The sequence below is a fragment of the Rhodobacter sp. 24-YEA-8 genome (genome assembly GCF_900105075.1).
Lineage (GTDB): Bacteria > Pseudomonadota > Alphaproteobacteria > Rhodobacterales > Rhodobacteraceae > Pseudogemmobacter.
Map to the genome: position 1 here is coordinate 1,386,538 of NZ_FNSK01000001.1, position 24,351 is coordinate 1,410,888.

At 62.1% G+C, this 24,351-nt stretch carries 21 protein-coding genes and 1 pseudogene; 6 read left to right on the forward strand and 16 right to left on the reverse strand.

From position 1 onward, the window contains the following. Positions 1-80: 80 nt before the first annotated feature. From BLW25_RS06965 to BLW25_RS07010, 10 genes are all read right to left on the reverse strand, one after another. On the reverse strand, positions 81-497 hold the full coding sequence (locus BLW25_RS06965) for a Rieske (2Fe-2S) protein (RefSeq protein WP_092897619.1): 417 nt from the start codon (positions 495-497) through the stop codon (positions 81-83). Then, positions 494-1,597, reverse strand: a complete 1,104-nt coding sequence (locus BLW25_RS06970) for an amidohydrolase family protein (RefSeq protein WP_092897621.1) — start codon at positions 1,595-1,597, stop codon at positions 494-496. Before BLW25_RS06970 ends, BLW25_RS06965 begins: the two co-directional genes overlap by 4 nt. Beyond that, positions 1,594-2,685: an amidohydrolase family protein gene (locus BLW25_RS06975; protein WP_092897623.1), complete on the reverse strand. Its 1,092-nt coding sequence runs from the start codon at positions 2,683-2,685 to the stop codon at positions 1,594-1,596. The genes BLW25_RS06970 and BLW25_RS06975 overlap by 4 nt, the downstream gene beginning before the upstream one ends. 33 nt (positions 2,686-2,718) lie before the next feature. Then, positions 2,719-3,975 (reverse strand): NAD(P)/FAD-dependent oxidoreductase, encoded by a 1,257-nt coding sequence (locus tag BLW25_RS06980; protein WP_092897625.1) that lies wholly within the window; start codon positions 3,973-3,975, stop codon positions 2,719-2,721. Further along, positions 3,975-4,298, reverse strand: a complete 324-nt coding sequence (locus BLW25_RS06985) for a 2Fe-2S iron-sulfur cluster-binding protein (protein ID WP_092897627.1) — start codon at positions 4,296-4,298, stop codon at positions 3,975-3,977. The genes BLW25_RS06980 and BLW25_RS06985 overlap by 1 nt, the downstream gene beginning before the upstream one ends. A gap of 14 nt (positions 4,299-4,312) precedes the next feature. Beyond that, the gene (locus BLW25_RS06990) at positions 4,313-5,941 is read right to left on the reverse strand and encodes a dipeptide ABC transporter ATP-binding protein (protein ID WP_092897629.1); all 1,629 of its coding nucleotides are present in this window, start codon (positions 5,939-5,941) and stop codon (positions 4,313-4,315) included. Continuing rightward, positions 5,938-6,786 carry an ABC transporter permease gene (locus BLW25_RS06995; RefSeq protein ID WP_092897631.1) on the reverse strand — a complete coding sequence of 283 codons (849 nt, stop codon included), beginning with the start codon at positions 6,784-6,786 and terminating at the stop codon, positions 5,938-5,940. The genes BLW25_RS06990 and BLW25_RS06995 overlap by 4 nt, the downstream gene beginning before the upstream one ends. Further along, a complete protein-coding gene (locus BLW25_RS07000) occupies positions 6,779-7,744 on the reverse strand; it encodes an ABC transporter permease (RefSeq protein WP_092897633.1) in 966 nt (321 codons plus the stop codon). Before BLW25_RS07000 ends, BLW25_RS06995 begins: the two co-directional genes overlap by 8 nt. A gap of 58 nt (positions 7,745-7,802) precedes the next feature. Further along, positions 7,803-9,434, reverse strand: coding sequence for an ABC transporter substrate-binding protein (locus BLW25_RS07005; protein ID WP_092897635.1), 1,632 nt, complete (start codon positions 9,432-9,434; stop codon positions 7,803-7,805). Between the two features lie 354 nt (positions 9,435-9,788). After that, complete coding sequence (locus BLW25_RS07010; RefSeq protein WP_092897637.1) at positions 9,789-10,715, reverse strand: LysR family transcriptional regulator; 927 nt, start codon at positions 10,713-10,715, stop codon at positions 9,789-9,791. A gap of 282 nt (positions 10,716-10,997) precedes the next feature. Between BLW25_RS07010 and BLW25_RS23915 the strand changes: the two are divergent. After that, a pseudogene (locus tag BLW25_RS23915) lies at positions 10,998-11,129 on the forward strand (IS5/IS1182 family transposase); the annotation flags it as partial. Positions 11,130-11,489: 360 nt separating this feature from the next. Here BLW25_RS23915 and BLW25_RS07015 read toward each other — a convergent pair. Next, positions 11,490-12,542, reverse strand: coding sequence for a lysine-2,3-aminomutase-like protein (locus tag BLW25_RS07015; RefSeq protein ID WP_092897639.1), 1,053 nt, complete (start codon positions 12,540-12,542; stop codon positions 11,490-11,492). A gap of 45 nt (positions 12,543-12,587) precedes the next feature. After that, the gene (locus BLW25_RS07020; RefSeq protein WP_253188535.1) at positions 12,588-12,833 is read right to left on the reverse strand and encodes an usg protein; all 246 of its coding nucleotides are present in this window, start codon (positions 12,831-12,833) and stop codon (positions 12,588-12,590) included. Positions 12,834-13,160: 327 nt separating this feature from the next. On the opposite strand from BLW25_RS07020, the gene gyrA reads away from it, so the two are divergent. From gyrA to gluQRS, 4 genes are all read left to right on the forward strand, one after another. Continuing rightward, positions 13,161-15,953: a DNA gyrase subunit A gene (gene gyrA / locus BLW25_RS07025; RefSeq protein WP_092897643.1), complete on the forward strand. Its 2,793-nt coding sequence runs from the start codon at positions 13,161-13,163 to the stop codon at positions 15,951-15,953. 99 nt (positions 15,954-16,052) lie between these two features. Further along, on the forward strand, positions 16,053-16,403 hold the full coding sequence (locus tag BLW25_RS07030; RefSeq protein WP_092897645.1) for a DUF6614 family protein: 351 nt from the start codon (positions 16,053-16,055) through the stop codon (positions 16,401-16,403). Between the two features lie 40 nt (positions 16,404-16,443). Further along, the gene (trmFO, locus tag BLW25_RS07035; protein ID WP_092897647.1) at positions 16,444-17,772 is read left to right on the forward strand and encodes a methylenetetrahydrofolate--tRNA-(uracil(54)-C(5))-methyltransferase (FADH(2)-oxidizing) TrmFO; all 1,329 of its coding nucleotides are present in this window, start codon (positions 16,444-16,446) and stop codon (positions 17,770-17,772) included. Further along, positions 17,760-18,593 carry a tRNA glutamyl-Q(34) synthetase GluQRS gene (gluQRS, locus tag BLW25_RS07040; RefSeq protein ID WP_092897649.1) on the forward strand — a complete coding sequence of 278 codons (834 nt, stop codon included), beginning with the start codon at positions 17,760-17,762 and terminating at the stop codon, positions 18,591-18,593. Before trmFO ends, gluQRS begins: the two co-directional genes overlap by 13 nt. Positions 18,594-18,622: 29 nt before the next feature. Here gluQRS and hisI read toward each other — a convergent pair whose 3' ends face one another. Continuing rightward, positions 18,623-18,982, reverse strand: a complete 360-nt coding sequence (hisI, locus tag BLW25_RS07045) for a phosphoribosyl-AMP cyclohydrolase (protein WP_092897651.1) — start codon at positions 18,980-18,982, stop codon at positions 18,623-18,625. A 91-nt stretch (positions 18,983-19,073) separates the two neighbouring features. Here hisI and BLW25_RS07050 point away from each other — a divergent pair, with 91 nt between their 5' ends. Next, on the forward strand, positions 19,074-19,514 hold the full coding sequence (locus BLW25_RS07050; protein ID WP_092897653.1) for an iron-sulfur cluster assembly scaffold protein: 441 nt from the start codon (positions 19,074-19,076) through the stop codon (positions 19,512-19,514). Positions 19,515-19,674: 160 nt separating this feature from the next. Here BLW25_RS07050 and BLW25_RS25220 read toward each other — a convergent pair whose 3' ends face one another. The 3 genes from BLW25_RS25220 to ligA form a co-directional block, all read right to left on the reverse strand. Beyond that, positions 19,675-19,797 carry a hypothetical protein gene (locus BLW25_RS25220; protein ID WP_283177946.1) on the reverse strand — a complete coding sequence of 41 codons (123 nt, stop codon included), beginning with the start codon at positions 19,795-19,797 and terminating at the stop codon, positions 19,675-19,677. Between the two features lie 150 nt (positions 19,798-19,947). After that, positions 19,948-22,038, reverse strand: a complete 2,091-nt coding sequence (gene recG, locus BLW25_RS07055) for an ATP-dependent DNA helicase RecG (RefSeq protein WP_092897655.1) — start codon at positions 22,036-22,038, stop codon at positions 19,948-19,950. Next, positions 22,035-24,317 carry an NAD-dependent DNA ligase LigA gene (gene ligA, locus BLW25_RS07060; protein WP_092897657.1) on the reverse strand — a complete coding sequence of 761 codons (2,283 nt, stop codon included), beginning with the start codon at positions 24,315-24,317 and terminating at the stop codon, positions 22,035-22,037. Before ligA ends, recG begins: the two co-directional genes overlap by 4 nt. Positions 24,318-24,351 lie beyond the last annotated feature (34 nt).

Sequence of the window (24,351 nt, forward strand, 5' to 3'; positions counted from 1 at the left end):
CAGTCGATTTGTGCAATGGAGCCCCGCAAAATGGCGCGTGCGATATTCTGTGCGACAGGCGGCAGACTGTGTATGCAGGCTCACATGATCACGTATAGCACGCCCTGCTCGGCTACGGTCTGATAAGTGGTCGCGTCGGGCACCTCATTCTCATTGCAGTCCGGACCGTTCTCCACCGCCGTTTCATAGGAGCGCACTTTCAGCCGGGTGGGGTCGATCCGTGAGCGGCCGGTCTCGATATCGAATTCCCAGTGATGCCAGGGGCAGCGCACCGTCATATTGCGCCGGCAATACTGATGCTCCCCTACCCGCTCTGCCCGCAGCTCGCCGATCTGATCGCCGGCGGACAGCGGCCCGCCCTGATGCGGGCAACGGTCCGAGAGGGCATAGAAGCGCCCTTCAACATTGAAGATCACCACCGGCCTGCCGTTGATGTCAATCTTCAGACGGCCGCCTTCGGCAATGCAGTCGGTTGTGCCAACCCGGAACCGTGTCATCCGCGTGCTCCGTAAAGGGATTTTGCATTTTCGTAGAGAATGGCACGTTTCAGCTCCGGGCTCAGATGCGGCGGCAATGAGAAGCGCGGATCATCGAAATCCCAATGCGGATAATCCGATGAGAAAACAACCCGGTCATGACCGATCCAGTCGAGCACATCGACGAGCTGGCGCCGGTTTTCCGGCTCTTCCATCGGCTGTGTTGCCACCCAGACATGCTGGCGCAAGTATTCAGAAGGGGGCCGTTTCACATGCGGCACCTCGCTGCGCATCCGCTCCCAAAGCCGGTCCAGCCGCCAGCCGAGGGCCGGAAGCCAGGCGAAACCGGCCTCAAGCAACACGATCTTTGTTCCGGGACAGGCCTCGAACAGACCCTCAAAAATCATGCTCGACAGCATGGCCTGGGCCGAGGGCGCATGTTCAGTCATCTCTTCCATATAATAGGATGGCCAGCCGGTCGGGGTGATCGCATGGCCGGAATAGCCAAAAACATGGATGCCGACCGGCAGGTTCGCGGCCTCGGCTGCGGCAAAGATCGGCCAGTAACGACGCTGGCCCAGCAGTTCCGCCGTGCGGCTGAGCAGAAGAACCTGAGCGAAACGCTGATCCCCGGCATAATGCTCGATCTCCTGGCGGGCCAGATCAGCATTCTCATAGGGCACGCAGATCGAACATTTCAGCCGCGGCTCAGGACGGTTGTAAAGCTCAAGCTGCCACAGATTGGTGGCACGGCAGAGCGCGGCGGAAAAAGCATCGCCCAGCACACCCTGCCCCGTCGGCCAGAGCGGGTTCATGATGCCGAACTCCATATTGTAAAGATCAAGCAGCTGGCTTTGCAGCAGCCCGACATCGGAACCGGGCAGCCCCTGTTCGGGCCAGGTGTCGCGGCGCGATGAGGCGGGCGCCGCCTTGGGAAACGGATTGCCGTCCTGATAACCCATACGGTAACGCAGCCCGTAGGTGGAGAGATGCGCCCCCCATTCGGCACTGAGAAACGGCTTCAGATCATCCGCCGACGACAGTTTCGGATGCACATCGCAGTCGATCACCTTCTGCACAACGGCCTGATCTTTTGTCATATTTCCAGCCGGCACGGTCATGAACTTTTCTCCGAAAGGCGGGGATAGGTGGCAAGGGGGTTTTCCAGCGCGATCTTGCGGATCAGCGCCGCATCGAAGGACTTCGGCAGCGGGTTATTGCCGTCGAACTGCCAGTGCGGATAATCCGAGGCATAGAGCAGAACCTGATCAGAGCCGATCTGATCGATCAGCCGGGCGAGGATGTCCGGATCGTCAGGTGCATCAAAAGGCTGAGTGGTAAAGCGGATATGGTCGCGGATGATTTCAGCGGGCAGCCGGTCCACCCAGGGCGTCTCAAAGCGCAGCCCCTTCCAGAATTTCCCAAAGCGCCACATGAAGGCCGGAAGCCAGCTCACGCCGGATTCCAGAAACACCACTTTGAGCTCGGGGAATTCAGCGAAAACGCCTTCTGAGACCAGGCTTGCGAGCTGCGATTGCAGGATCTGCGCCTGGGCGGCGTAATCCTCGATCACCGTATTCGGCCAGCCGACCGAGGTCACCGGGTGGTGATAGGCGCTGCCGGCATGGATGCCCACCGGCAGCCGGTGACGGATGGCGGCGCGATAAAGCGGCCGGAACGAGCGGTTGCCATAGGGCATATGCGCGGCCGCAGGCAGCAGGATCTGCACAAAGCGCGGATCTGCGGCACAACGCTCGATTTCGGCCACTGCGGCCTCCATATCCTGCAGCGGGATCACCATCGAGGCGCGCAGCCCCGGATGGCGGTCCAGCCATTCGGCACGGGTCCAGTCGTTGATCGCGCGGGTCAGGGCAATCGCCATATCGGTGTCATAGATCATATGCACACCGCAGAGGTTGTTCAGGATAGCGGTTCCTGCCCCGAAACCTTCCAAGACTGTCGCGCCAAGTCGCGCGGCATGGTTGCGCAATCCGCCCGCACTGTCGCGCCAGTCCGGACGGCAGGTCAGTGGAGCGTTATTCGGATAGGCGATGCTGTCGAATTGCAGAATACCACGCGCCGTTATCAGATCCTGCCAGACTTCGGGCAAATAGGGCAGCAGATCAGCGGTGGTCGGATTGGGATGATGAACATCACAATCCACGCTTTCAGGGGGGAGCGGGTTTCCCGGGGGCTGAACCTCAGTCATGAGCGTCGAACTCTCTTTGGATTTCCGAAATTTCTACTGATCTGCCGGTATGGCCGGCATGCTCTGCCAGGCGGCAAAAGCTTCGGCGAGGCGGTTGGCGGCAACATCTTCGGGGCGTGGAGAGAAGCCAGCGTTCAGCATTTTGCGCGCCAGAAGATGATCGGCAGGCCGGTTGACCGAGTCGACCGCCAGCAGCCGGGATCCCGCGAAATGACAGACGGAAAACGCGCCATCCTGCCCGGCGGGAAGAAGGACCTGCTGATCGGCGCCGGTTGAAATGCCCGCCATCTGCAGTTTCTGATCGCCGATATCGGACCAGAACCATGGCAGGGCCGCATAGGGGATTATGCGCCCGCAGAGGGTTGCGGCGGCGGTTCTGGCCTGATCGGTTGCCGCCTGAACCGATTCCAGCCGCAGCAGCCGGCCGCTGGCCTGGTGTGGAAATCGGGCGCAGTCACCGATCGCGAGGATGTCGGGATCAGAGGTCTGCATCAGCCCGTCCACCAGGATGCCATTATCACAGTTCAGACCCGCCGCGCGGGCCAGCCCCGTATCAGGCTCCACCCCGATGCTGCTCACCAGCAGATCAGCCTCAATCCTTTCGCCCCCCGTCAGACGCATCTCATGGCGGTGTTCGCGGCCCGGGCCTATCATGCTCAGGCCTGAATTCAGATGAATGGTCACCCCTGCCGTCCGCAAGGTCGCCAGGATATGGGATGAAACCGCCGGTGCCACGACCCGGCCCAGCACCCGGTCTGACATCTCGGTCACGGTGACGGTCTTGCCCAGAGCGGCCAGGGTGGCTGCCAGTTCCAGCCCGATGAATCCGGCCCCCACAATCACGAGGCTGCGGCTGGCGGCGATCTGCGCACGCAGCGCTTCGGCATCCGCGACTGTGCGCAGCGCAGCGATCTGCGCGCCCTGAAGGCCGCCACCCTCCGGCAACGAGAGCGGCCGCGGGCGGGCGCCGGTGGCAAGGATCAGCTTGTCATATGGCTCTTCCCGGCCGCAGCTCAGCCGTATCCGATGCGCATCGGGCCGGATCTCTACAACACGCACACCGCGTTCCAGTATGATGTTGTTGGAGGTGTAGAAGCCTTCAGCGCGCAGCAGCTGGGGCCTGGGTTCCGGCTGTTTCAGAAAGGTCTTTGACAGTGGCGGCTTGTGATAGGGCAAGCTGCGCTCATCGGTCAGCACCCGGATCGGCCCGTCATAGCCTTCGAGCCGCATACTGGCGGCAGCCTGGATGCCGGCATGGCCGGCGCCGATGATGATCGTACCGGCAGCCATCAGATCTGCCTTTCGGCGACATGCAGGATCAGCCCGTCCAGTGCCGGTTCCATGATCAGCTGACAGGCCAGCCGGCTTTCGGGCCGCAGCTCAGCCGCCGCCATTTCCAGCATGCCCTGCTCCATTTCGCCGGGGGCACCGGCGATGCCGAGAAAGGCTGCGTCGAGATAGACATGGCAGGTGGCACACATGCAGGAACCGCCGCATTCCGCCACGATCCCCCCGACATCATGCCGCATCGCCGCCTCCATCGCACTTTCATGCGGCATGGCTTCGATCTCGCGGCGGCTTCCATCGGGCTGAATGAAGGTAATATTAAGCATTTCGGTCCTGAGGGTCAGTTTGCGGCAGAAAGAGTGCTTAGCGTGGTGCGACCCGGCGCTGCCGCCAGCAGCTCCCTTGTATAGGGATGCTGCGGATCGCGGAGGATCGCGGAGGCCCGCCCCTGTTCGACGATGCGGCCCTTTTGCATGACGATGATGTCATCGCTGATCTGGGCCGCGACGCGCAGATCATGGGTGATGAAGAGCATCGCCAGATCCAGCCGGGCCTGGAGATCGCGCAGCAGTTCCAGCACCTGCGCCTGCACCGATACATCCAGCGCCGAGAGGCTTTCGTCGGCGATCAGAACATCGGGCCGCATCGCCAGCGCCCGGGCAATACCGATCCTTTGCCGCTGCCCGCCGGAAAAGGCCGCCGGGCGCCGCGCGTAAGCAGAGGCCTGCAGACCGACGAGGGTCAGAAGCTCTTCGGCAACCGCGCGCGCCTTGCTTGGCGGTGTGCCCGCGAGAATGGCCGCCCGCGCGATCACATCGCCGACCCGCCGTCGGGGGTTGAGGGATTCGAAAGGATCCTGAAAAATCATCTGAATGCGGCGCCGGCACTGCGCCAGATCACGCGGGGGCAGCGCAAGGATATCGGTTCCGCCGACCTCGACCCGGCCCGCTTTCGGTTCGATCAGACGGATCAGCGCCTTTGCAAGGGTAGATTTGCCCGAGCCGGATTCTCCGACAACCGAGAGAACGCTGCCGCGAAACAGGGTAAGGTTAATCTCATCAAGCGCGCGCATGGCCCCGAAGCTGTGGCAGAGCCCTGCAGCCTTCAGTGCGATCTGGCTCCTTTCCGGCGCCGGGCGCAGGCGTGGCGCCAGGCCCGGGATGGCGGCAATCAGACTGCGCGTATAGGGATGGCTTGCCGCCTCCAGCACGTCGCGCGCCGGGCCAAGTTCGACGATCACCCCGTCTTTCATCACGGCGATACGATCCGCGATATCGGCGACCACACCGAAATCATGGGTGATAAAGAGGATCCCGTGGTTATAGACGTCGCGCAATTCACGGATCAGTTTCAGCACCTGCGCCTGAGTGGTCACATCAAGTGCGGTGGTCGGCTCATCGGCGACCAGAACGCTGGGGTTAAGCGCCAGGGCCATCGCAATGACCACCCGCTGACACTGACCGCCGGACAGGCAATGCGGGAATGAGGCAAGGATGCGGTCGGGATCCGGCAGATGCATTGCCTCAACCAGGGCACGGGCGCGCTTGCGGCGTTCGGCTGCGTCAAAATCGGAATGCAGCAGAAAGACTTCCTCGATCTGTTCCCCGACGGTCATTGCCGGGTTGAGCGAGGACATCGGCTCCTGAAAGATCATCGCGATATCGCGGCCGCGCATTTGCCGCAGCTGTGCCTCGCTCAGCCCGGTCAGATCGGTGCCATTCAGCAGGATATGCCCCGCCACAACGTCAAGACCACGTGGCACCGCCCCCATCACAGCAGCGGAAAGGACCGATTTGCCGGAGCCGGATTCCCCGACAAGGCAGAGGATCTCACCCGGGTGCAGCTCAAGGCTGGCGCCCGAGACCGCCAGAGAACGGTCTGCACCCTTTGGCAGGCTGATGCTGAGATTTTCAAGCTTCAGAACCGGCCGGGGGGCTGTAGTGTCGCCGGGATTGACAGGATCGGTCATGACTGGCGCTCCATCCGGCCGGACACGTCTTTCAGACCGTCGGCCAGCAGGCTGAGACCAAGCATCAGCGAAGAGATCGCGAGGCATGGAAAGATGATAAGATAGGGAAATGCCATCGCCATCGCGCGGCCTTCATTGACCATCGAACCCCAGTCCGGTGTAGGAGGAGGCAGGCCAAGCCCGAGAAACCCGAGGGTCCCCAGTTTGATCGCGGTATAGCCGATCCGCAGGCAGAAATCGACGGCAAGCGGGCCAGTGGCATTGGGCAGAATATCCACGAGCATGATCCGCCAGGGGCTTTCGCCCTGGGTGCGGGCAGCGGCCACGAAATCGCGGCTGGAGATATCGAGACTGATGGCCCGCACGATGCGGAAGATTGCCGGGGCGCTCGCGAATGTCACCGCGAGGATGATGTTGAGTGGCGAGGGCCCGATGACCACGATGATCAGGATGTAAAGCACAAGAACCGGGAACGAGAGCACGACATTGGCGATGAAAGACAGGACCATATCGGTGCGACCGCGCTGATAACCTGCGGCAAGGCCGGCGCTGATCCCCACAGCATAGGCGGTCAGGGTGGCCAGCGTTGCATAGACCACCACGGTTCGGGCGCCGTAGATCAGTCGCGACAGGATATCGCGTCCCACGAGATCGGTGCCCAGCCAGAACATTCCGCCGGCCGGATCCGGGGTCAGTGGCTGCGCCAGTGGTTGCAGCATGCGAAGCGGATCATAGGGGGCGATCAGCGGCGCCAGCAGGGCGATGAGCAGCCAGGCGAGCGAGATGCCGCCCCCGATAAGCACCATAGGGTGGCGCAGATAGGCTCTGAGTTTGCTGTCAGGCATCTGCCACCCCCGCGCTGCGTTCAGCACCAGAGAGGCTGATGCGGGGATTGAGCCAGACATAGGCGAGGTCAGAGAGGATCTGAGACAGCACGACAACCACGACGCTGACCATGGCGCAGGCCTCGATCAGATAGACGTCGCTGTTCAGCGCCGCATCATAGAGAAGCGAGCCGAAGCCTTTATAGGCAAAGAAAACCTCGACCACGATCACGCCCGAAAGCAGCCAGGGCACCTGCATCATCACCACGGTAGCGGGCACAATCAGCGCGTTACGCAGCGCATGGCGGAACACGATCCGGAAGGTGCCGGCCCCTTTCAGCCGGGCAGTGCGCACATAATGCGAGGCCATAACCTCGGCCATCGCGGTGCGAGTGATGCGCGCAAGATAACCGGTCGAGTAGAGCGCCAGAACGGCGACCGGCAGCACCAGCTCGCTGAGGGAAAATCCGGTCAGCATGGTGCTGGTGCCGGGCAATACCCCAAGCCAGAACACAAAGATGGCCGAGAGCAGGACCGCCGAGGCAAAATCGGGCACCGAGGTCGAGAGGATCGCAAATACCGAAACAACGCGGTCCATCATTGAATTGGGCCGCATGCCGGCAATCACCCCCAGCAGAAGCGCGGTCGGGACCATCACCAGCAGGGCACAGGCGCCCAGCAGCAGCGAGGCGCCCAGCCTTGCCGGAATGATCTCGATCACCGGGGCCCGGAAGTGACTGGAGAGGCCCCAGTCACCTGACAGGAACGCGACAAGCCAGCGGCCATAGCGCAGCACAAGCGGGTCACGATAGCCATTGGCCAAAAGCCAGGCCTCCCGCTGTTCTTCGGTCGAGAACTGCCCCAGCACCTTGGCGGCGACATCGTCGACATTCACCTCTAGCGCAAGATAGACCAGTATCGAGACGGTCAGCATTGTTGCCGCAGCCCAGCCGAGCTTGCGGAGTAAAAAAGCAGTCATTCGCGTCCTGTTCTTTCCGGGGGTTCAGATCATTGCGTCTGATGCGGGCGTGGTGGTCTCAGGAAGTGACCCAGACCCGGTCCATCCGGTAGTAATGCGAGGGATGGAAATCATAATCCTGTACCCGTTCGGTGCAGGCCGAGAATTCCTTGGGCCAGAAGGGCTGCACGATAACGGCAGCATCGCGCAGAATGGTCTGGACCTCCTGCATGGCGGCCGCGCGCTCCTCCGGGTCGATGATCGTCATTGCCCTGTCGAGGGCTGCGTCAAATTCGGGGCTGGCAAAAGCGCTTTCATTCCATGCACCGCCGCTGCGGTAGGCAAGATTGAGCGTCATCACCCCCAGGGGCCGGTGCGCCCAATAGGTCAGACCAAAAGGCACCTTGTTCCAGACCGGCCAGTATTGGGTCGAGGGCAGGACATTCAGCGTCAGCCGGATCCCGGCCTCTGCCAGATTTTGCTGCAGAACCTGGGCGGTATCCTGTTCCCATTTGCCCTGGGTATTGCCCAGCACCAGTTCCAGATCGATGCCGTTCGGGTAGCCGGCATCGGCCAGCAGCGCCCGCGCCTTTTCGACATCACGCGCAATGGGAGGCAGCGGGAAATGATCGGGGTGTTTGGGCGAGACATGATAATTGCCGCCGACCACGCCTTCTCCGCGATAGGCAATTGCCAGCATCTGATCATTGTCGGCGGCAAGCTGCACCGCCTGGCGCACCCTGATATCGTCGAAAGGTTTCTCATCGGTCTTCATCCGCATCACGATCGTATGCGCGGGTTCAGACCGCAGCAGACGGACGCCCGGAAGTTTGGAGATGATATCGACATCGGTGATCGCGGCCCTGAAGATCACATCGATCTGATCGCTGGCCAGCGCTGCAAGCTGTGTGGTCACATCGGCGCCGACATCGACATAGATGATCCGGTCAAGATAGGCCGGTTCTCCCCAGTAATCGGCGCGCTTTTCAAAGACTGCCTGACGGCTGACTTCATAGGTTTTCAGCGCGAAGGGGCCGGTGCCGACCGGATTTGCCGGCCAGTTGGCGCCGCTCTTTTCGAAATCGCGATGCAGCATCGGGCAATTATAAGCGTAAAGCTGTTCGGGCAGCGAAACGACACCGCGTGACAGCGTCAGGCGCAGCGAGTGTTCACCGGTCTTTTCGACCTTTTCGATCGCCGAAAAGGCGGTTTTGTTTGAGGATTGCGATTCAGGCGCGATCCAGCGCGCAATGTTGAACACCACATCATCGGCGGTGAACGCATCGCCATTTGACCATTTTGCGCGGTCATCCAGCTCGAAATCCCAGATTCTCAGATCATCTGAGGGCGTCCAGCTTTTGGCCAGATAGGGATGCGTGATGTTCTCGCTGTCGACATAGGTCAGGTATTCAAGGCTGTTGCGGAAAAGGTTTGAGGCCTCTGTCCAGCTGGTCAGCATCGGGTCGGTGATTTCCTGGACCGTCATGCCAAAGCGCAATTCGCCGCCCGCCACCGGCAGCTTTGTGTCATCAGCGCGTGCCGCCCCGCCGGTGACCCCGGTGAAGGCCGCCGCAGAAGCCGCCGAGACCCCGAGCCAGGACATCGTGCGCAGGAACGCCCGCCGGTCGAGGCCGTTATCGCTGTATTTCCGGCACAGATCTTCGACCTCCGGGTGAAGGGGTTTGCCGCTGTTCATTTTGAGAATGGTCATGACGTTCCTGTTGGCGAATTATTTTTTGATTTGCGGTCGGTCGCCGCTGCGAAATCCAGGATGGATGCAGCGGCCCCGCTTATTGCTGCAACCTAGGTGCAACATTTGCACTGCCACAAGCAGAGTAATGAGATCGGGGGATCTATAAAAAGCAGGTCCTGCTTATGTATTTAAAAACAATAAATTACACGAAATTCCGGCATGCAATGCCCTGCCGGCCACCCCTGTCAGGTCGGCAAGGCCGGAGCGCGCTCCGTCAAAATCAGGACCTGACCCGCCCGTCCTGTGACCGGCAGATCCGGGCCGCGATGTGGCCTCAGGTGCTGGCCCAGACGGGCCGCGGCCCGGCTCTGCCTACTGACCTGCTTCCCGGTCGGATTTGCAGAATTGCTGGATCAGCCAGTTCCGGAACAGCGCAACGGCCGTGTCCTCCAACGCTTCGGCATCACAGACCAGATAGTATCCATAGCCCGGTGTCAGCCGCAGCGGCGAAGGACAGATCAGGTTTCCCGAAGCGATCTCCGGCCGAAACGGGGTCGGGTCCAGCAATGCGATCCCATTGCCGTTCTGCGCATAACGGATCGCGAGCTCGGCCGTGTCAAAGGTCAGTCCTCGCGCGACAGTGCCGCGCAGACCGTGCACGCCGGCAAACTGCTTCCAGAGCGAAAAACGGTCACCGTCATCGACGCGGACGTGCAAAAGCTCGTTGCGGCTGAGGAATGAATCCAGGGCTTCGCTGCTGTCCAGCGGACCCTCGCATACCAGGTCGGGATGACAGATCAGGGTGCTTTCAACCTGCCAGAGCAGATTGATCACCTTATCGCTGATGATCGGGCGGGAGTAGATGACGGCAGCATCGGGCGGGTTGCTCTGATGCTGTGGCAGCGTCAGACAACTGATGTCCAGCGTGATCCCCGGGCAGAGCTGCCGGAAATCCTTAAGCGCAGATACCGCCAGCAGGCTCGCGAAGCTCGGGGCAAAATAGATACGCAGCACGCGCATTTCGGTGCTCTGGGCGCCAATCTCGTCGAGCGTCAGGCTCAGCCGGTCAAAGGATTTCCGCACCGAACTCAGCAGCTTTTCCGCCGCAGGCGTCAACTCGATGCCACGCGGGTGGCGCTCGAACAAAGACACACCCGCCGCATGTTCGAGGGTTGCGACATGGCGGGATAACGAGCTTTGCGCGACGTTCAGACTGTCGGCTGCGGCGCGGAAACTGCCCTGAAGCGCGACCTCCTCAAAGGCCCGAAGCGCGTTTAGGGGCAGGCGTCTGCGATCCATAGAATTGCCCCCGGAGGTTTTGGCGCAATACACGGCACCGCCGGGGGCATGTCAACCGGCCTGCTGCAGGGCAGAATCCGGAGCGGCGCAGCAGGGCCTTGTACCGGACCGCACTCCTGTGTCAGCGCGGCCTGCCCTTCGGCGAGCCGATAGCGATGTTGAGACAGAACAGTTCACCTGTCAGTGGCTTTCTTGCGCTATCCATGTGACCTGCGGATTAATATTTGTGAATCAGCAGGTTAGATCGGCGCCACGAGCAAGCCCGCTCCCCTCTTCCGCACGATGAACTGGTCCGGCTACAGCCAGGCTCAGAAGCGCCGCGGCTCGCTGCCAGTATGGCTTGCCCCGGAAATGTCATGGTTCACGGCTCCGAGAGGCAAGGCGGGTCATTCTGAGTGGCTTTCGGCAGCAGCCTCCGGGCCGCCCTCATTAACCGCTACAACCACCACCGCTGCCATAAGAGTGCCGGCAACCTAAGCCCGGCAACGGCTGTTGTGGTGGTGACGAGAACATCCTGGCCGAAAGGAGATGCATCAAACTGCATATTACCTAAAACCGCCGCTTGAACCATCAGCGCCAGGCAGCATGATCTGAAACCGGTCAGACGCTGCCCTTCGCGCCGGAATTAGGCCGCCTGTTCCAAAGCCTTTGACGACGAATATGTGCGACGTCGCTGTGTTGCCCCGGGGCGCGCCGCCGATCCATCACGTTGGCTCCATTGCACAAACAGGCGTGACTGCATCTGCCGCCGCCATGGGCATTCGCGGCCCGAATTCAGAGATCCCGGTAGGAATGCGCGCGTCCTTGCGGATCGGTGACAGTCCAGCTGCCATCCCTGTGGTCTTGCAGATAGCCGGGGCCAACCGGAACCTTTCCAAAACCGCCGGGAATATCCAGGACATAGGTCGGCAGCGCCGTGCCGGAGAGCCGTCCCCGCAAAGCGGCAAAGATTTCCTGTCCCTCGTGCAGGCTCAGACGGAAATGGCCGGTGCCTTTCGCGAGATCGGGGTGATGCAGGTAATAGGGCTTCACCCGGTTGCGGATCAAAGTACGGAACAACTGCTCCAGCGTGCCGGGATCGGCATTGACTCCCTTCAGCAGCACGGTCTGCGACAGGAGCGGCACGCCCGCCCGGGTCAGCCGCGCGAGTGCCGCACTGGCCGCAGGGGTAATCTCATCGGCATGGTTCGTATGCAGCACCAGCCAGACCACCGGGCGGATCTGCATCGCCTGCGTCAGGTCTTCGGTGATCTTCTCCGGCGCTACGACCGGGATGCGGGTATGGAACCGGATCACCTCGACACTCGGGATCTCTGCCAGTCGGGCCAGCATATCCTTCAGGCGCCGCGCGGACAGGGTCAGCGGGTCGCCGCCGGTCAGGATCACCTCCCAGATCTGCGGATGATCGCGCAGATAGTCGAGCACGCGGGTGAACTCCGCCTCCTCCAGCTGACCGTTTTCGCCCACCGCCTCACGGCGGAAGCAAAAGCGGCAATAGACCTCGCAGATCTGAGTCGTGTGCAGGATCACGCGGTCGGGGTAGCGATGCGTCAGGCCGGGCACCGGGCGATGCACGTCATCGCCGATCGGGTCGATCAGCTCTTCCGGGAGGATGGTAAGCTCGCGCGGGTCGGGAAGGAATTGCGCTCTGACACCGTCAGATTCTATCTGCCGCATCGCGGGGCTCAGCCGCACCCGGAATTCCGCCGCGACCTGTTCAAGCTCTGCCCGTTGGGCCCCGGGGCTCAGACCCTCGCGGATCAGCCCGTCAACAGTGGTCAGCGCGCCCTGAGCCTGCGCCTTGCCGGGGGGAGACTGGTCATTCATGGCGCGGGCAATAACCTCACCCGCGCCTCCCGGCAAGCGCGGGCTTTACTGCAGCCTCAGTTCCGCCGTCACCCTGCGCCATTCCGCCGGCCCGATCTGCCGGCGATGCGTGAAGCGCACAGAATGCAGCGGCCCTTCGATATTCGTCTGCCAGTATTCAATGAAGCGAAACAGTTCGGGGTAATCCGGCGCCAGATCATAAGTCTGCCAGATGAACGTGTTGAGCACCGACCTGTAATCCGGCATCCGGTAGAAAATCTCGGCCGTGGTGAGCCCGTAACCTTGCAGCATGAGGCCGGTTTCGCTGTGCTGCCCCTCACCTGCCCGCCCCTCACCTGCCCGCCCGTCGCCGATCCGCCTGTCGCCTTCTTTCATGTCCTGTGCCTCCGTTCGTCCTCCCGTTCAGGAAAGCATGACAGAGATGAATATAAGGTCAATAAAATCAACGACCTGTCACTCGCCCTGCCCCTGTGATGACAGCAGAGATGACAGGAGACCGCCCCGACCATTGCGGCCACCATTGCACCCAATGGCTGGTATGGTGTAACTTCTGCTCAACTAAATGCGGGCCAGGGGACACGTTCCCGAAAGACCCGGCCGTGACAAAGAAGGCGTACCGTGTCAGACACTCCGGAAGATATTGAAAACGCTGGTGAAATCCCTGAAAAGCCGGTCTATCACGGCCCGCAGGTCGATATCACCCAGGAGATGCGGACCGCCTATCTCGACTATGCGATGTCGGTCATTGTCAGCCGTGCGATCCCCGATCTGCGCGACGGGCTGAAGCCGGTGCATCGCCGCGTGCTGTTCGCAATGCACGAAAGCAACAACACCCATGACAAGCCCTATCGCAAATCGGCCCGTCCGGTCGGCGATACGATGGGGAAATACCACCCGCATGGCGACAGCTCGATTTACGACGCGCTGGTGCGCATGGCGCAGCCCTTCAGCATGTCTCTGAAACTCCTTGATGGGCAAGGGAATTTCGGGTCGATGGATGGCGATCCGCCAGCCGCGATGCGCTATACCGAAGTCCGGATGGACAAGCCCGCCGCCTTTCTGCTGGCCGATATCGACAAGGATACGGTCGATTTCCAGGACAATTACGACGGCAAGGACCGCGAGCCGACGGTGCTTCCCTCCCGCTACCCGAACATGCTGGTCAACGGCACCGAAGGGATCGCGGTCGGCATGGCGACGCGGATCCCGCCGCACAACCTCGGCGAGGTGATCGACGCCACACTGGCGATGATAGAAAACCCGGATATCTCCATGGAATCGCTCATGGAAATGCTTCCGGCGCCAGATTTTCCGACCGGGGGTCTGATCCTTGGTCGTTCGGGCGCACGCAAGGCCTATCTCGAAGGGCGCGGCTCGGTGATCATCCGGGCGAAAACCCATGTGGAAGAGCTGCGCAAAGACCGCTGGGCAATCATCGTCGACGAGATCCCCTATCAGGTCAACAAGGCCTCGATGATCGAGAAGATCGCCGAAGCGGTGCGCGACAAGCGGATCGACGGGATCTCCTCGATCGCCGACGAGTCGGACCGTGTCGGCGTGCGGGTGGTGATCGAGCTGAAACGCGACGCCACACCCGATGTGGTGCTGAACCAGCTCTGGCGGTTCTCGCCGATGCAGGTGCATTTCGGCTGCAATATGCTGGCGTTGGTGGGTGGCAAGCCCGAGACCCTGACGCTTCGGGATTTTCTAAGCCATTTCCTTGTGTTCCGCGAAGAAGTTGTCGCACGCCGCACCGCTTTCGAGCTGCGGAAAGCGCGCGAGCGCAGCCATATTCTCTGCGGTCTCGCGGTCGCGGTGTCGAATGTCGATGAGGTTGTGGCGACGATCCGTTCCTCTGCCGATCCGGCCGAGGCGCGCGAGCGGCTCATGACCCGCAACTGGCCCGCGCATGATATCGCGGCCTACATCCGGCTGATCGACGATCCCGGCCATAAGATGAACGAGGATGGGACCTATAATCTCTCGGAGACCCAGGCCCGGGCGATCCTCGAACTGCGCCTGCAGCGCCTGACTGCGCTCGGCGTCAAGGAAGTGACCGACGAGCTGGAAGAACTTGCCGGCAAGATCAAGGATTTCCTCGATATTCTCTCGTCCCGTGATCGGATCATGGGGATCATTTCCGATGAGCTGACCGAGGTTCGCTCGCTCTTTGCCGTGCCGCGCCGCACCCAGATCGCCGATTGGGAAGGCGATATGGATGACGAGGATCTGATCGAGCGTGAGGATATGGTCGTGACCATCACCTCGGGCGGCTATATCAAGCGCACGCCGCTGGCCGAGTTCCGCCAGCAGAACCGTGGCGGCAAGGGTCTGTCTTCCATGCAGACCAAGGAAGATGACGTAGTCACAACGCTTTTCGTAGCAAATACACATACCTGGCTCTTGTTCTTCACAACCTCCGGCATGGTCTACAAGCTCAAGACCTGGCGGCTTCCGGTGGCGGGCCGCAATGCCAAAGGCAAGGCGCTGGTCAATATCCTGCCGATCGATCCCGGGGTCTCTATCGCCGCGCTGATGCCGGTTGATGTGCCGGAAGACGAGTGGGACAAGCTGCAGATCGTTTTCGCAACCTCGGATGGCGATGTGCGGCAGAATGATCTGTCGGACTTCACCAATGTGATGCGCAATGGCAAGATCGCGATGAAACTGCCTGAAAACGTTACACTTGTGAACGCAGCCATCGCCGATGAGAATGATGACGTCATGCTGGTGACGGCATCGGGTCGCGCCATTCGCTTCTCGACGCAAGAGATCCGCGTGTTCAAATCGCGCGGCTCGACCGGCGTGCGCGGCATCCGGCTGAACGGCGAGGATAAGGTCGTATCGATGTCGATCATCCGCCATTTCGAAGCCGATCCGGCCGAGCGCGCCGCCTATCTGAAGCAGCGCCGCCTTGTCGCGGGTGTGACCGAAGAGATCGAGGCGGATGATGAGGACGAGGCCGCAGCGGGCCAGCTTTCGACCGAGCGTTATGCTGAAATGTCAGCGGCCGAGGATCTGATCCTCACCATCACCGCGCGCGGTCTCGGCAAGCTCTCGTCCAGCCATGACTACCCGGTGCGCGGTCGTGGCGGTCAGGGTGTGACCGCCTTCGCCAAATCCATGCCTGGTGGGCCGCTGGTGGCCTCCTTCCCGGTCGATCTTTCCGATCAGATCATGCTCGCGACTTCTTCCGGCCAGTCGATTCGGGTGCCGGTGGACCAGATTTCTTTCCGCTCGCGGTCGGCTGGGGGCGTGAAGGTTCTGAATACCGGCGGCGAGGAAGAGGTGGTTTCGGTCGCCCGCATCGCCGAGCAGGAGGGCGTCGGCGCGGCGGACACGACGGTTCCCGATACAGCGTCTTCTGACACGCCGGCGCCTGACGTGCCGCCCGAGACCGCCCCGGAATGATGTGACGGCCCGCCCCTGTGGCGGGCCGTTTCATTTTAACCCGATGGTAAATTTTCGCTGTTTCACTTGGTCCGGGCGGCTGGCCCGAGGGAGGAAACGGTGCATCTTTACCATTGCCTGATCGAACTGCGGCCGGAGGCACGGGCCCTGGCATTCGCGGCTGCCGTCGCCGCCTGGATGGATCATCTGCACGGCAAGGGCCTGGTGAGCGACTGGCGGCTTCTGCGTCGCAAACTGGGGCTTGCTTCGGGGCAGCATACCGATTTCCTGCTGGAGATTGAGCTGCCTGGCCTTGCCGGCCTCGACACCGCTTTCGCAGGTCTCGCCGCCAGCGATGATGAGGCGCTGCGCCGCTACGACCAGATGCATGGCATGATCGCCCATGCCGATGTCGGCCTCTACCGGAACTGGCCCGATCCTGCGCAACGCGAACGCATCGCCCTGATCTGAGGAGTTGAACTGTCGGCAAGGCAGGGCTACATCGCGAGCCATGGAAAAGCTCCACATCATCGGCGGCGGCATGGCCGGATCCGAGGCCGCCTGGCAGGCGGCCGAGGCCGGCGTCCCGGTCGTCCTGCACGAAATGCGCCCCTCTGTGGGCACATTCGCGCATCGCACCGGCGATTTCGCCGAAATGGTCTGCTCGAACTCCTTCCGCTCGGATGATGATGAACGGAATGCCGTCGGCCTGCTGCATTGGGAAATGCAGGCGGCGGGCGGGTTGATCATGGAAATGGCCCGTCACCACCGTCTGCCGGCAGGTGGCGCACTGGCCGTTGACCGCGATGCCTTTTCGGCTTCGGTGACGGAACGGCTGCGCGCACATCCGATGATCTCATTCGACCCCGGCGAGATCCGCGCCCTTCCCGAAGACGGTCACTGGATCATCGCGACCGGCCCGCTGACCTCCGGCGCCCTGGCCGAAGCAATCCGCGCCGAGACCGGGGCGGACAGCCTCGCTTTTTTCGACGCCATCGCGCCCATTGTCTACGCGGAATCGGTCGATATGTCGGTCGCCTGGCGCCAGTCCCGCTATGACAAGGGCGAGACCGAGGAGGAACAGAAGGCCTATCTCAACTGCCCGATGACGCGGGAGCAATATGAGGCTTTCATCGACGCGCTGCTGGCCGCCGAGAAAACCGAATTCCATGAAGGCGAAACGGCCGGCTATTTCGACGGCTGCCTGCCGATCGAGGTCATGGCCGAACGCGGGCGCGAGACGCTGCGCTTCGGGCCGATGAAGCCGGTCGGCCTGACCAATGAACATGATCCCGAAACCAAAGCCTATGCGGTGGTTCAGCTGCGCCGCGACAATGCGCTCGGGACGCTCTATAATATCGTGGGCTTCCAGACCAAGATGAAATACGGCGCACAAACCGCTGTTTTCAAGTTGATTCCCGGACTTGAGAATGCTTCGTTTGCCCGTCTCGGCGGCATTCACCGCAATACATTCATCAACTCGCCGACGCTGCTCGATGGCCGGATGCGGCTGAAGTCTCGTCCGAATATCCGTTTCGCCGGTCAGATCACCGGGGTCGAGGGCTATGTCGAATCCGCTGCGATGGGTCTGCTCGCAGGCCGTATGGCAGCAGCTGAGATTAAGGGCCAGGATCTGCCGCCACCCCCTGCCGATACCGCGATGGGCGCGCTGATCACCCATATCACCGGTGGCGCCGAGGCAAAAACCTTCCAGCCGATGAATGTCAATTTCGGCCTCTTCCCCCCGATTGATGCCAAAGGCGGGCGCCGCGGTCGCAAGGATCGCTACAAGGCCTATACCGACCGCGCGAAAGACGCTTTCACAGAATGGCTCGGGTAACCCGTTTCGCGCCATCGCCAACCGGGCCGCTTCATCTGGGCCATGCATTCGCGGCGCTGACCGCAGCCGCGCGCGGTGATCGCTTTCTTCTCAGAATCGAAGATATCGATACCGCCCGCGCGCGGTCCGATTACGAGACCGCCATATATGACGATCTCAGCTGGCTGGGGCTGCACTGGGAAGCCCCGGTTCTGCGGCAGTCAGAGCGCCTTAACTTATACCGGCAAACAGTTGACAGTCTTGAAAAAAGCGGCCTGACCTATCATTGCACCTGCACCAGGGGCGATATTCGCGCGGCCCTTTCGGCGCCACAGGAAGGCGCGCCTGTGATCGGGCCGGATGGACCGGTCTATCCCGGTACCTGCCGCCATGCCGGCCACCGGGACGGCGCAATCCGTCTCGATATGGCGAAAGCCATGGCGCGCGCCGGCGACGTCACCTTCACCGATACAGGTCGTCGGCCGGGCCTTCATCGTCGCAATGCTGAACAGATGGTCGCTGAGATCGGCGATATAGTTCTGGCGCGCCGCGACATCGGGACCTCTTATCACATTGCTGTCGTGACCGATGACGCCGCCCAGGGCATCACCGAAATCACCCGTGGCGAAGACCTGTTCGAGGCCACCTTCATCCACGCCCTCCTGATCCGCCTGCTCGGCCTGCCCCAGCCGCTCTGGCATCATCATCGCCTGATCCGTGACGACAGCGGCAAGCGTCTTGCCAAGCGCGATGACGCCCGTGCGCTTGCAAAATACCGCGAGGACGGCGCGACGCCCGGCGATATCCGTCAGATGCTCGGCATGTCCCTTCCTCGTGACTGAAATAGTCCCGCCAGAGGTGAAGACCAGACTCAGGTAACCGGCTGCATCAGCTCGATCTCATCCCCGGTCTCGACCCCGGTATAAAAACACGACCGCCGGTTGGTATGGCAGGCCGGCCCGGTCTGATCCACAAGCGCCAGCAGACAGTCGCGATCACAATCCACCCGCAGCCCGACCAGCCGCTGCACATGGCCCGAGCTTTCCCCCTTGATCCAGAACGCCTGACGCGAGCGCGACCAATAGGTCATCCTGCCCGTTTCGAGCGTCTTCGCCACCGCCTCTGCGTTCATCCAGGCCAGCATCAGCACCTCGCCTGTGTCATGCTGCTGGGCGATACAGGCAACCAGCCCATTGGCATCGAATTTCAGACTGGCGGGATCAAAGCTCATGGTCTTCTCCTTGGCGCGGACGCTTCGTCCGATTACATAGACGTCAGGCAAGGCAGGCCACAAGGGCAGCCTATCGGCAAAGGCGACGGCGATGAGCGACAGCGATCTGATCTCGCTATATTCCGGTAAGATTCTCGAACTGGCGGCGAATATCCCGCTGGCCGGGCGGCTTGATGCGCCACAGGGAAGCGCGAAAAAGCGCTCTCCCACCTGCGGATCGACCGTGACGGTCGACCTGACGTTGCAGGACGGACGGGTTGCGGAATATGCGCAAGAGGTGCGGGCCTGTGCCCTCGGCCAGGCCTCTGCCGCGATTTTTGGCCGTGCTGTGATCGGGCGCAGCGCTCAGGACCTGCATCAGGCCCGCGACGCCGTTGCCGCCATGCTGAAAGACGGAGCTGAACCGCCGCCCGCGCCTTTCGATCTTTACGAGGTGCTGATCCCGGCGCGGGACTTCCGCAATCGTCATGCCTCAATCCTGCTGGTGCTCGACGCCGCCTGCGAAGCTGTCGACAAAGCCCGGCAGACCTAAAAAAAACCGCCGCGCGTCGGGATACGACGGCGGCGGAAGTCAAGCGTGTCTGGGACATGCGGGGATCTGCGGGACAGGTTCAGATCAGGGGCCTTCGGATCGGGACAGAGAAGGCCGGTGCATGTCTGGGGTCAGACCGCAGGCAGAAACTCGTATGCGCTCAGCCAGCGACGGGCAGCGCGAGGGCAACAAACAAAAGCGCGAAGAGGGCAAAGACGCCAAGAATATCCTCGGCCGCGCGGATATCTGCGCTGCGGCGAACGGCTTTCAGTCGGGCGATCATCTTCACTTCCTCCTGCTCTCTGTTTTGTTGCCATATTGTTCTCACATAATTCATGAGTTGTAAAGAACTAAAGTGGAACATTTGAGAACATAACGGGTTTCAGGTGTTCCCCTTATGCGGAGGCCGCCTCCACGCCCGCCGAATACGGGTTTAGCCGACCGTCAAAAGCCGGATCGCCCGATCCTGATCCAGCAGCCACAAAAGATGTCGTGCCGCTTTACCGCGCGGGCTGTCGAGCGTCGGATCATCGTGCAAAAGTTTGCGCGCATCCGATTGCGCCACCGCCATCAGCGCCGATTGCCGTTCCAGATCGGCGACGCGGAACCTGGGCAGGCCAGATTGCGCGGTGCCGATCAGATCCCCGGCACCGCGCATCGCGAGATCTTCCTCGGCGATGCGAAAACCGTCTTCGGTGTCGCGCAGCGTCTTGAGACGGCGCTCGCCGCTTTCACTCAAGGGCGGCTGATACATCATCAGACAGGTCGATTCCGCGGCCCCTCGCCCGACCCGCCCCCGAAGCTGATGCAGCTGTGCAAGGCCGAAGGTCTCGGCGCGCTCGATCACCATGATCGAGGCATTGGGCACGTTGACCCCGACTTCGATCACCGTCGTCGCGACCAGAACGCCGGTCTCTCCGGCAACAAACCGCGCCATAGCGGCATCCTTGGCCGCAGGCGGCATCTGTCCATGAACCAGCCCGACCCGCCCCTCACCCAAAGCGGCGCGCAGATGGGCAAACCGTTCCTCAGCCGAGGCCAGATCAACAAGCTCGCTTTCCTCGACCAGCGGGCAGACCCAATAGGCCTGACGCCCGGCTGCCACCGCCTGGGCCAGATGGGCCACCACCTCGTCAATCCGGCTTGTGGTCACCAGCACCGTCCTGACCGGTTTGCGGCCCGGCGGTTTTTCATCCAGCACCGAGACGTCCATATCGCCGTAAGAGGCCAGGGCAAGGCTGCGCGGAATCGGTGTCGCGGTCATCACCAGCACATCCGCCGCCTCGCCCTTGGCGCCCAGTTCCATCCGCTGTGCCACGCCAAAGCGATGCTGTTCATCGATCACTGCGAGACGCAGATTATGAAAAACCACGTCCTTCTGGAAAACGGCATGGGTGCCGACCAGGATCTGGATCTCTCCCGCCGCAAGAGCCGCCAGTTTGGCCACCCGGTCACTGCCCCGGTCGCGCCCGGTCAGGAGTTCCATCCGGATGCCGGCCTGGCCTGCGAGATCCGCCAGCCCCTCATAATGCTGGCGCGCGAGGATCTCGGTCGGAGCCATCAGCACACCCTGCCCGCCCGCCTCGACCGCCACCGCCAGCGCCATCAGCGCCACCAGCGTTTTCCCGGCACCGACATCGCCCTGCAACAGCCGGTTCATCCGCAACGGCGCGGCCATATCTGCGGCGATCTCGGTAACCGCACGCTGCTGCGCGGCTGTGGGCCGATAAGGAAAGCCGGCTAAAAGCCGCGCGCGCAGTCCTCCATCGCCCCGGCTCTGCATCCCACGCCCGCGCCGCATCCGCGCCCGCGCAAGCGACAGCGTCAGCTGATGCGCGAATAGTTCATCATAGGCGAGCCGCGCCCGGGCCGGATCTTCCGCCGCCAGATCCTGCGTGCTTGTGGGACGATGGGCCTGGGTGATCGCGGCAGACCAGGCAGGCCAGCCTTCGCGCGCCATCAGCCCGGGGTCGATCCATTCCGCCAGATCCGGCAACCGGGCCAGCGCCGAAACCATCGCTTTCTGCACCGTTTTCTGCGTGATGCCTGCTGTGAGTGGATAGACCGGTTCCCATCCCGGCAGCGATCCCGCCTCTTCCGGTGCCAGCACGTGATCGGGATGCACGATACGGATCGCAAAATCAGTGGCCTCGGCCTTGCCGGAAATCACCCGGCGCACGCCCTCCGGCAGGATGCGCTGCAGATAGTCACCGCGCGCATGGAAGAAGACCAGTTCCAGCGCCGCGCCCTCATCGTCGCGGCAATGCACCACTGTCGGCGCCGAGCGGGTGCGCCCCGGCTGATGGCGCAGCACCTCGACCGCGATGGTCACTGTTGTGGGCAAAACATAGTCGCGAATGCCGGCGCGCAGACTGCGGTCGATGCCGCTGTAAGGCAGCAGGTACAAAAGATCCTTCGGGCGGCTGACCGCCAGCCCTTCAAACGCCTTCGCGCTTTTTGCACCGACGCCGTCCAGCGTCTCCAGATCCGCGAAAAGCGGAAAGAGCGCCTCAGGACGGCTCATGCGCCGGTCTCTCCTGGCTGACCAGCCGCCAGATCGCCGATCAACACGAGCCAGCCATCCTCATCGAGCGTGCGGATGTTCAGCTTTGCCGCTTCCTTCAGCTTGGAGCCGGCGCCGGGCCCGGCCACCAGAAGATCGGTTTTGGCTGAAACCGAACCCGCAACCTTCGCCCCCAGCGATTCTGCGCGGGCCTTGGCTTCGGCCCGGGTCATTTTCTCAAGCGAGCCGGTGAAAACGACGGTCAGGCCCGCCACCGGGCTTTGGGTCGCACGTTTAGCTGGCGGAGTGATCTCTTTAAGCTGCGCCACGAGATCATCGACCGCCTGGCGCTCATGCCCGCCAGGCGCCAGCGCGGTCACCAGCGAGACCGCCAGAACCGCGCCGATCCCGTCGATTGACAAAAGCTCCTGCCAGGCGGAAAGCGTCGCCGGGTCCAGCGGATCCTGATCCCAGATCACCGCACGGGCCTTTGACGGCTGCGCCCGCCGCCCCGCGTCACGGGCGGCGATACGTTCTTCCGCCTCGGCCTCATCCGCCGCGATCTGGCGCAAAGCGGCCGGATGGGCTATGTCGATGGCCGATGCCAGGCTGGTCCAGGACTGGTAATGCCGCGCCAGATCCCGCGCGGCCACCTCACCGACATCACGGATGCCAAGCGCGAAGAGGAAGCGTTCAAAGCCAATCGTCCGGCGCTCGTCGATAGCGGCCCAGAGCTTCCTGACCGAGGTCTCGCCAAAACCATCGCGGTTCTTCAGCTTTTGCAGCGGGTTAGCGGTGTCACGTGCCTCAAGCGTAAAGATATCAGCCGGCGTTTTCACTGGCAGAAGATCGTCGAGATAGAACAGCTCAACCTGTTTCGCGCCGAGGCCCTCAATGTCAAATGCATTGCGACTGACGAAATGTTTCAGCCTTTCAACACCTTGCGCGGGACAGATCAGACCGCCAGTGCAGCGACGTACGGAATCTTCGGGGGCACGGATCGCCGGGCTGCCGCATTGCGGACAGGTCTCGGGGAAGACATAGGGGATCGCGCCTTCGGGCCGTTTCGCCAGATCGACATCCGCAATCTTCGGGATCACATCACCGGCACGGTAGACCTGGACGAAATCGCCGATCCGGATATCCTTGCCGCCGCGGATCTCTTCCCCGGCCGAATTGCGGCCATGAATGTAATCCTCATTATGCAGCGTGGCATTCGAGACCACCACACCGCCCACCGTCACCGGCACCAGCCGAGCAACCGGCGAGAGCGCGCCGGTGCGACCGACCTGAATGTCGATGGCCTCAAGCCAGGTCCAGGCGAGTTCGGCCGGGAATTTATGTGCAATCGCCCAGCGGGGCGTGGTCGAGCGAAACCCCAGCCGCGCCTGCAGCGCCAGATCGTCAACCTTATAAACCACGCCGTCGATGTCATAGCCAAGCCCGGCCCGCAATTCACCGATATGGCGATACTGCGCCAGCATCTCCTCTGGCCCCGCACAAAGCCGTGTCAGAGGATTGGTCTGGAACCCCAGTTCCGCAAGGCGCCGGATCGCGCCCGACTGGCTGTTCGCGAGGGGCGCCGACACCTCCCCCCAGGCATAGGCAAAGAACTTGAGCGGGCGGCTCGCGGTGATCCGCGCATCGAGCTGGCGCAGGCTGCCAGCGGCCGCATTGCGCGGATTGGCAAAGGTTTTTTCCCCGAGCTCTTCCTGGCGGCTGTTCAGCGCCGCGAAGTCAGCATGGGACATATAGACCTCGCCCCGCACCTCCATAATCTCCGGCGCCCCGGAAACCATATGCGGGATATCGGCAATCGTGAGCGCATTCGCGGTCACATTCTCCCCCGTTGCGCCATCCCCCCTGGTCGCGGCCTGGACCAGCCGCCCCGATTCGTAGCGCAAGGAAAGCGAGAGCCCGTCTATCTTCGGCTCTGCAGTATAGCTCACCCCGCCGGAATGGTTGAGGAAGGACCGTACCCTGTCGTCGAAATCCGAGACATCGCTGTCATCGAACGCATTTTCGAGACTGAGCATTGCGACGCGATGCGCAACCTTGCCGAACCCCTCCACCGGCGCTGCGCCAATCTGATCACTGGCACTGTCAGCCCGTTTCATCGCGGGAAAGCGCGCCTCGATCGCCGCATTGCGGCGCTTCAGCTGATCATATTCCGCATCGCTGATCACCGGAGCATCTTCGGCGTGATAGGCATGATTCGCGCCGGCAAGCTTCTGCGCCAGCATATTCAGCTCGGCCCGGGCCTCTGCTTCACTGAGATCTTCGACTGCTCTGGCTTCCATTGCCCCCTCCGCCCGGTTCGGCCCAAACCTAGGA

Coding starts and splice junctions, on each gene's coding strand:
- BLW25_RS06965 (WP_092897619.1), bottom strand. CDS start 497: ATGACACGGTTCCGGGTTGGCACAACCGACTGCATTGCCGAAGGCGGC.
- BLW25_RS06970 (WP_092897621.1), bottom strand. CDS start 1,597: ATGACCGTGCCGGCTGGAAATATGACAAAAGATCAGGCCGTTGTGCAG.
- BLW25_RS06975 (WP_092897623.1), bottom strand. CDS start 2,685: ATGACTGAGGTTCAGCCCCCGGGAAACCCGCTCCCCCCTGAAAGCGTG.
- BLW25_RS06980 (WP_092897625.1), bottom strand. CDS start 3,975: ATGGCTGCCGGTACGATCATCATCGGCGCCGGCCATGCCGGCATCCAG.
- BLW25_RS06985 (WP_092897627.1), bottom strand. CDS start 4,298: ATGCTTAATATTACCTTCATTCAGCCCGATGGAAGCCGCCGCGAGATC.
- BLW25_RS06990 (WP_092897629.1), bottom strand. CDS start 5,941: ATGACCGATCCTGTCAATCCCGGCGACACTACAGCCCCCCGGCCGGTT.
- BLW25_RS06995 (WP_092897631.1), bottom strand. CDS start 6,786: ATGCCTGACAGCAAACTCAGAGCCTATCTGCGCCACCCTATGGTGCTT.
- BLW25_RS07000 (WP_092897633.1), bottom strand. CDS start 7,744: ATGACTGCTTTTTTACTCCGCAAGCTCGGCTGGGCTGCGGCAACAATG.
- BLW25_RS07005 (WP_092897635.1), bottom strand. CDS start 9,434: ATGACCATTCTCAAAATGAACAGCGGCAAACCCCTTCACCCGGAGGTC.
- BLW25_RS07010 (WP_092897637.1), bottom strand. CDS start 10,715: ATGGATCGCAGACGCCTGCCCCTAAACGCGCTTCGGGCCTTTGAGGAG.
- BLW25_RS07015 (WP_092897639.1), bottom strand. CDS start 12,542: ATGAATGACCAGTCTCCCCCCGGCAAGGCGCAGGCTCAGGGCGCGCTG.
- BLW25_RS07020 (WP_253188535.1), bottom strand. CDS start 12,833: ATGCTGCAAGGTTACGGGCTCACCACGGCCGAGATTTTCTACCGGATG.
- trmFO (WP_092897647.1), top strand. CDS start 16,444: ATGGAAAAGCTCCACATCATCGGCGGCGGCATGGCCGGATCCGAGGCC.
- gluQRS (WP_092897649.1), top strand. CDS start 17,760: ATGGCTCGGGTAACCCGTTTCGCGCCATCGCCAACCGGGCCGCTTCAT.
- hisI (WP_092897651.1), bottom strand. CDS start 18,982: ATGAGCTTTGATCCCGCCAGTCTGAAATTCGATGCCAATGGGCTGGTT.
- BLW25_RS07050 (WP_092897653.1), top strand. CDS start 19,074: ATGAGCGACAGCGATCTGATCTCGCTATATTCCGGTAAGATTCTCGAA.
- BLW25_RS25220 (WP_283177946.1), bottom strand. CDS start 19,797: ATGATCGCCCGACTGAAAGCCGTTCGCCGCAGCGCAGATATCCGCGCG.
- recG (WP_092897655.1), bottom strand. CDS start 22,038: ATGAGCCGTCCTGAGGCGCTCTTTCCGCTTTTCGCGGATCTGGAGACG.
- ligA (WP_092897657.1), bottom strand. CDS start 24,317: ATGGAAGCCAGAGCAGTCGAAGATCTCAGTGAAGCAGAGGCCCGGGCC.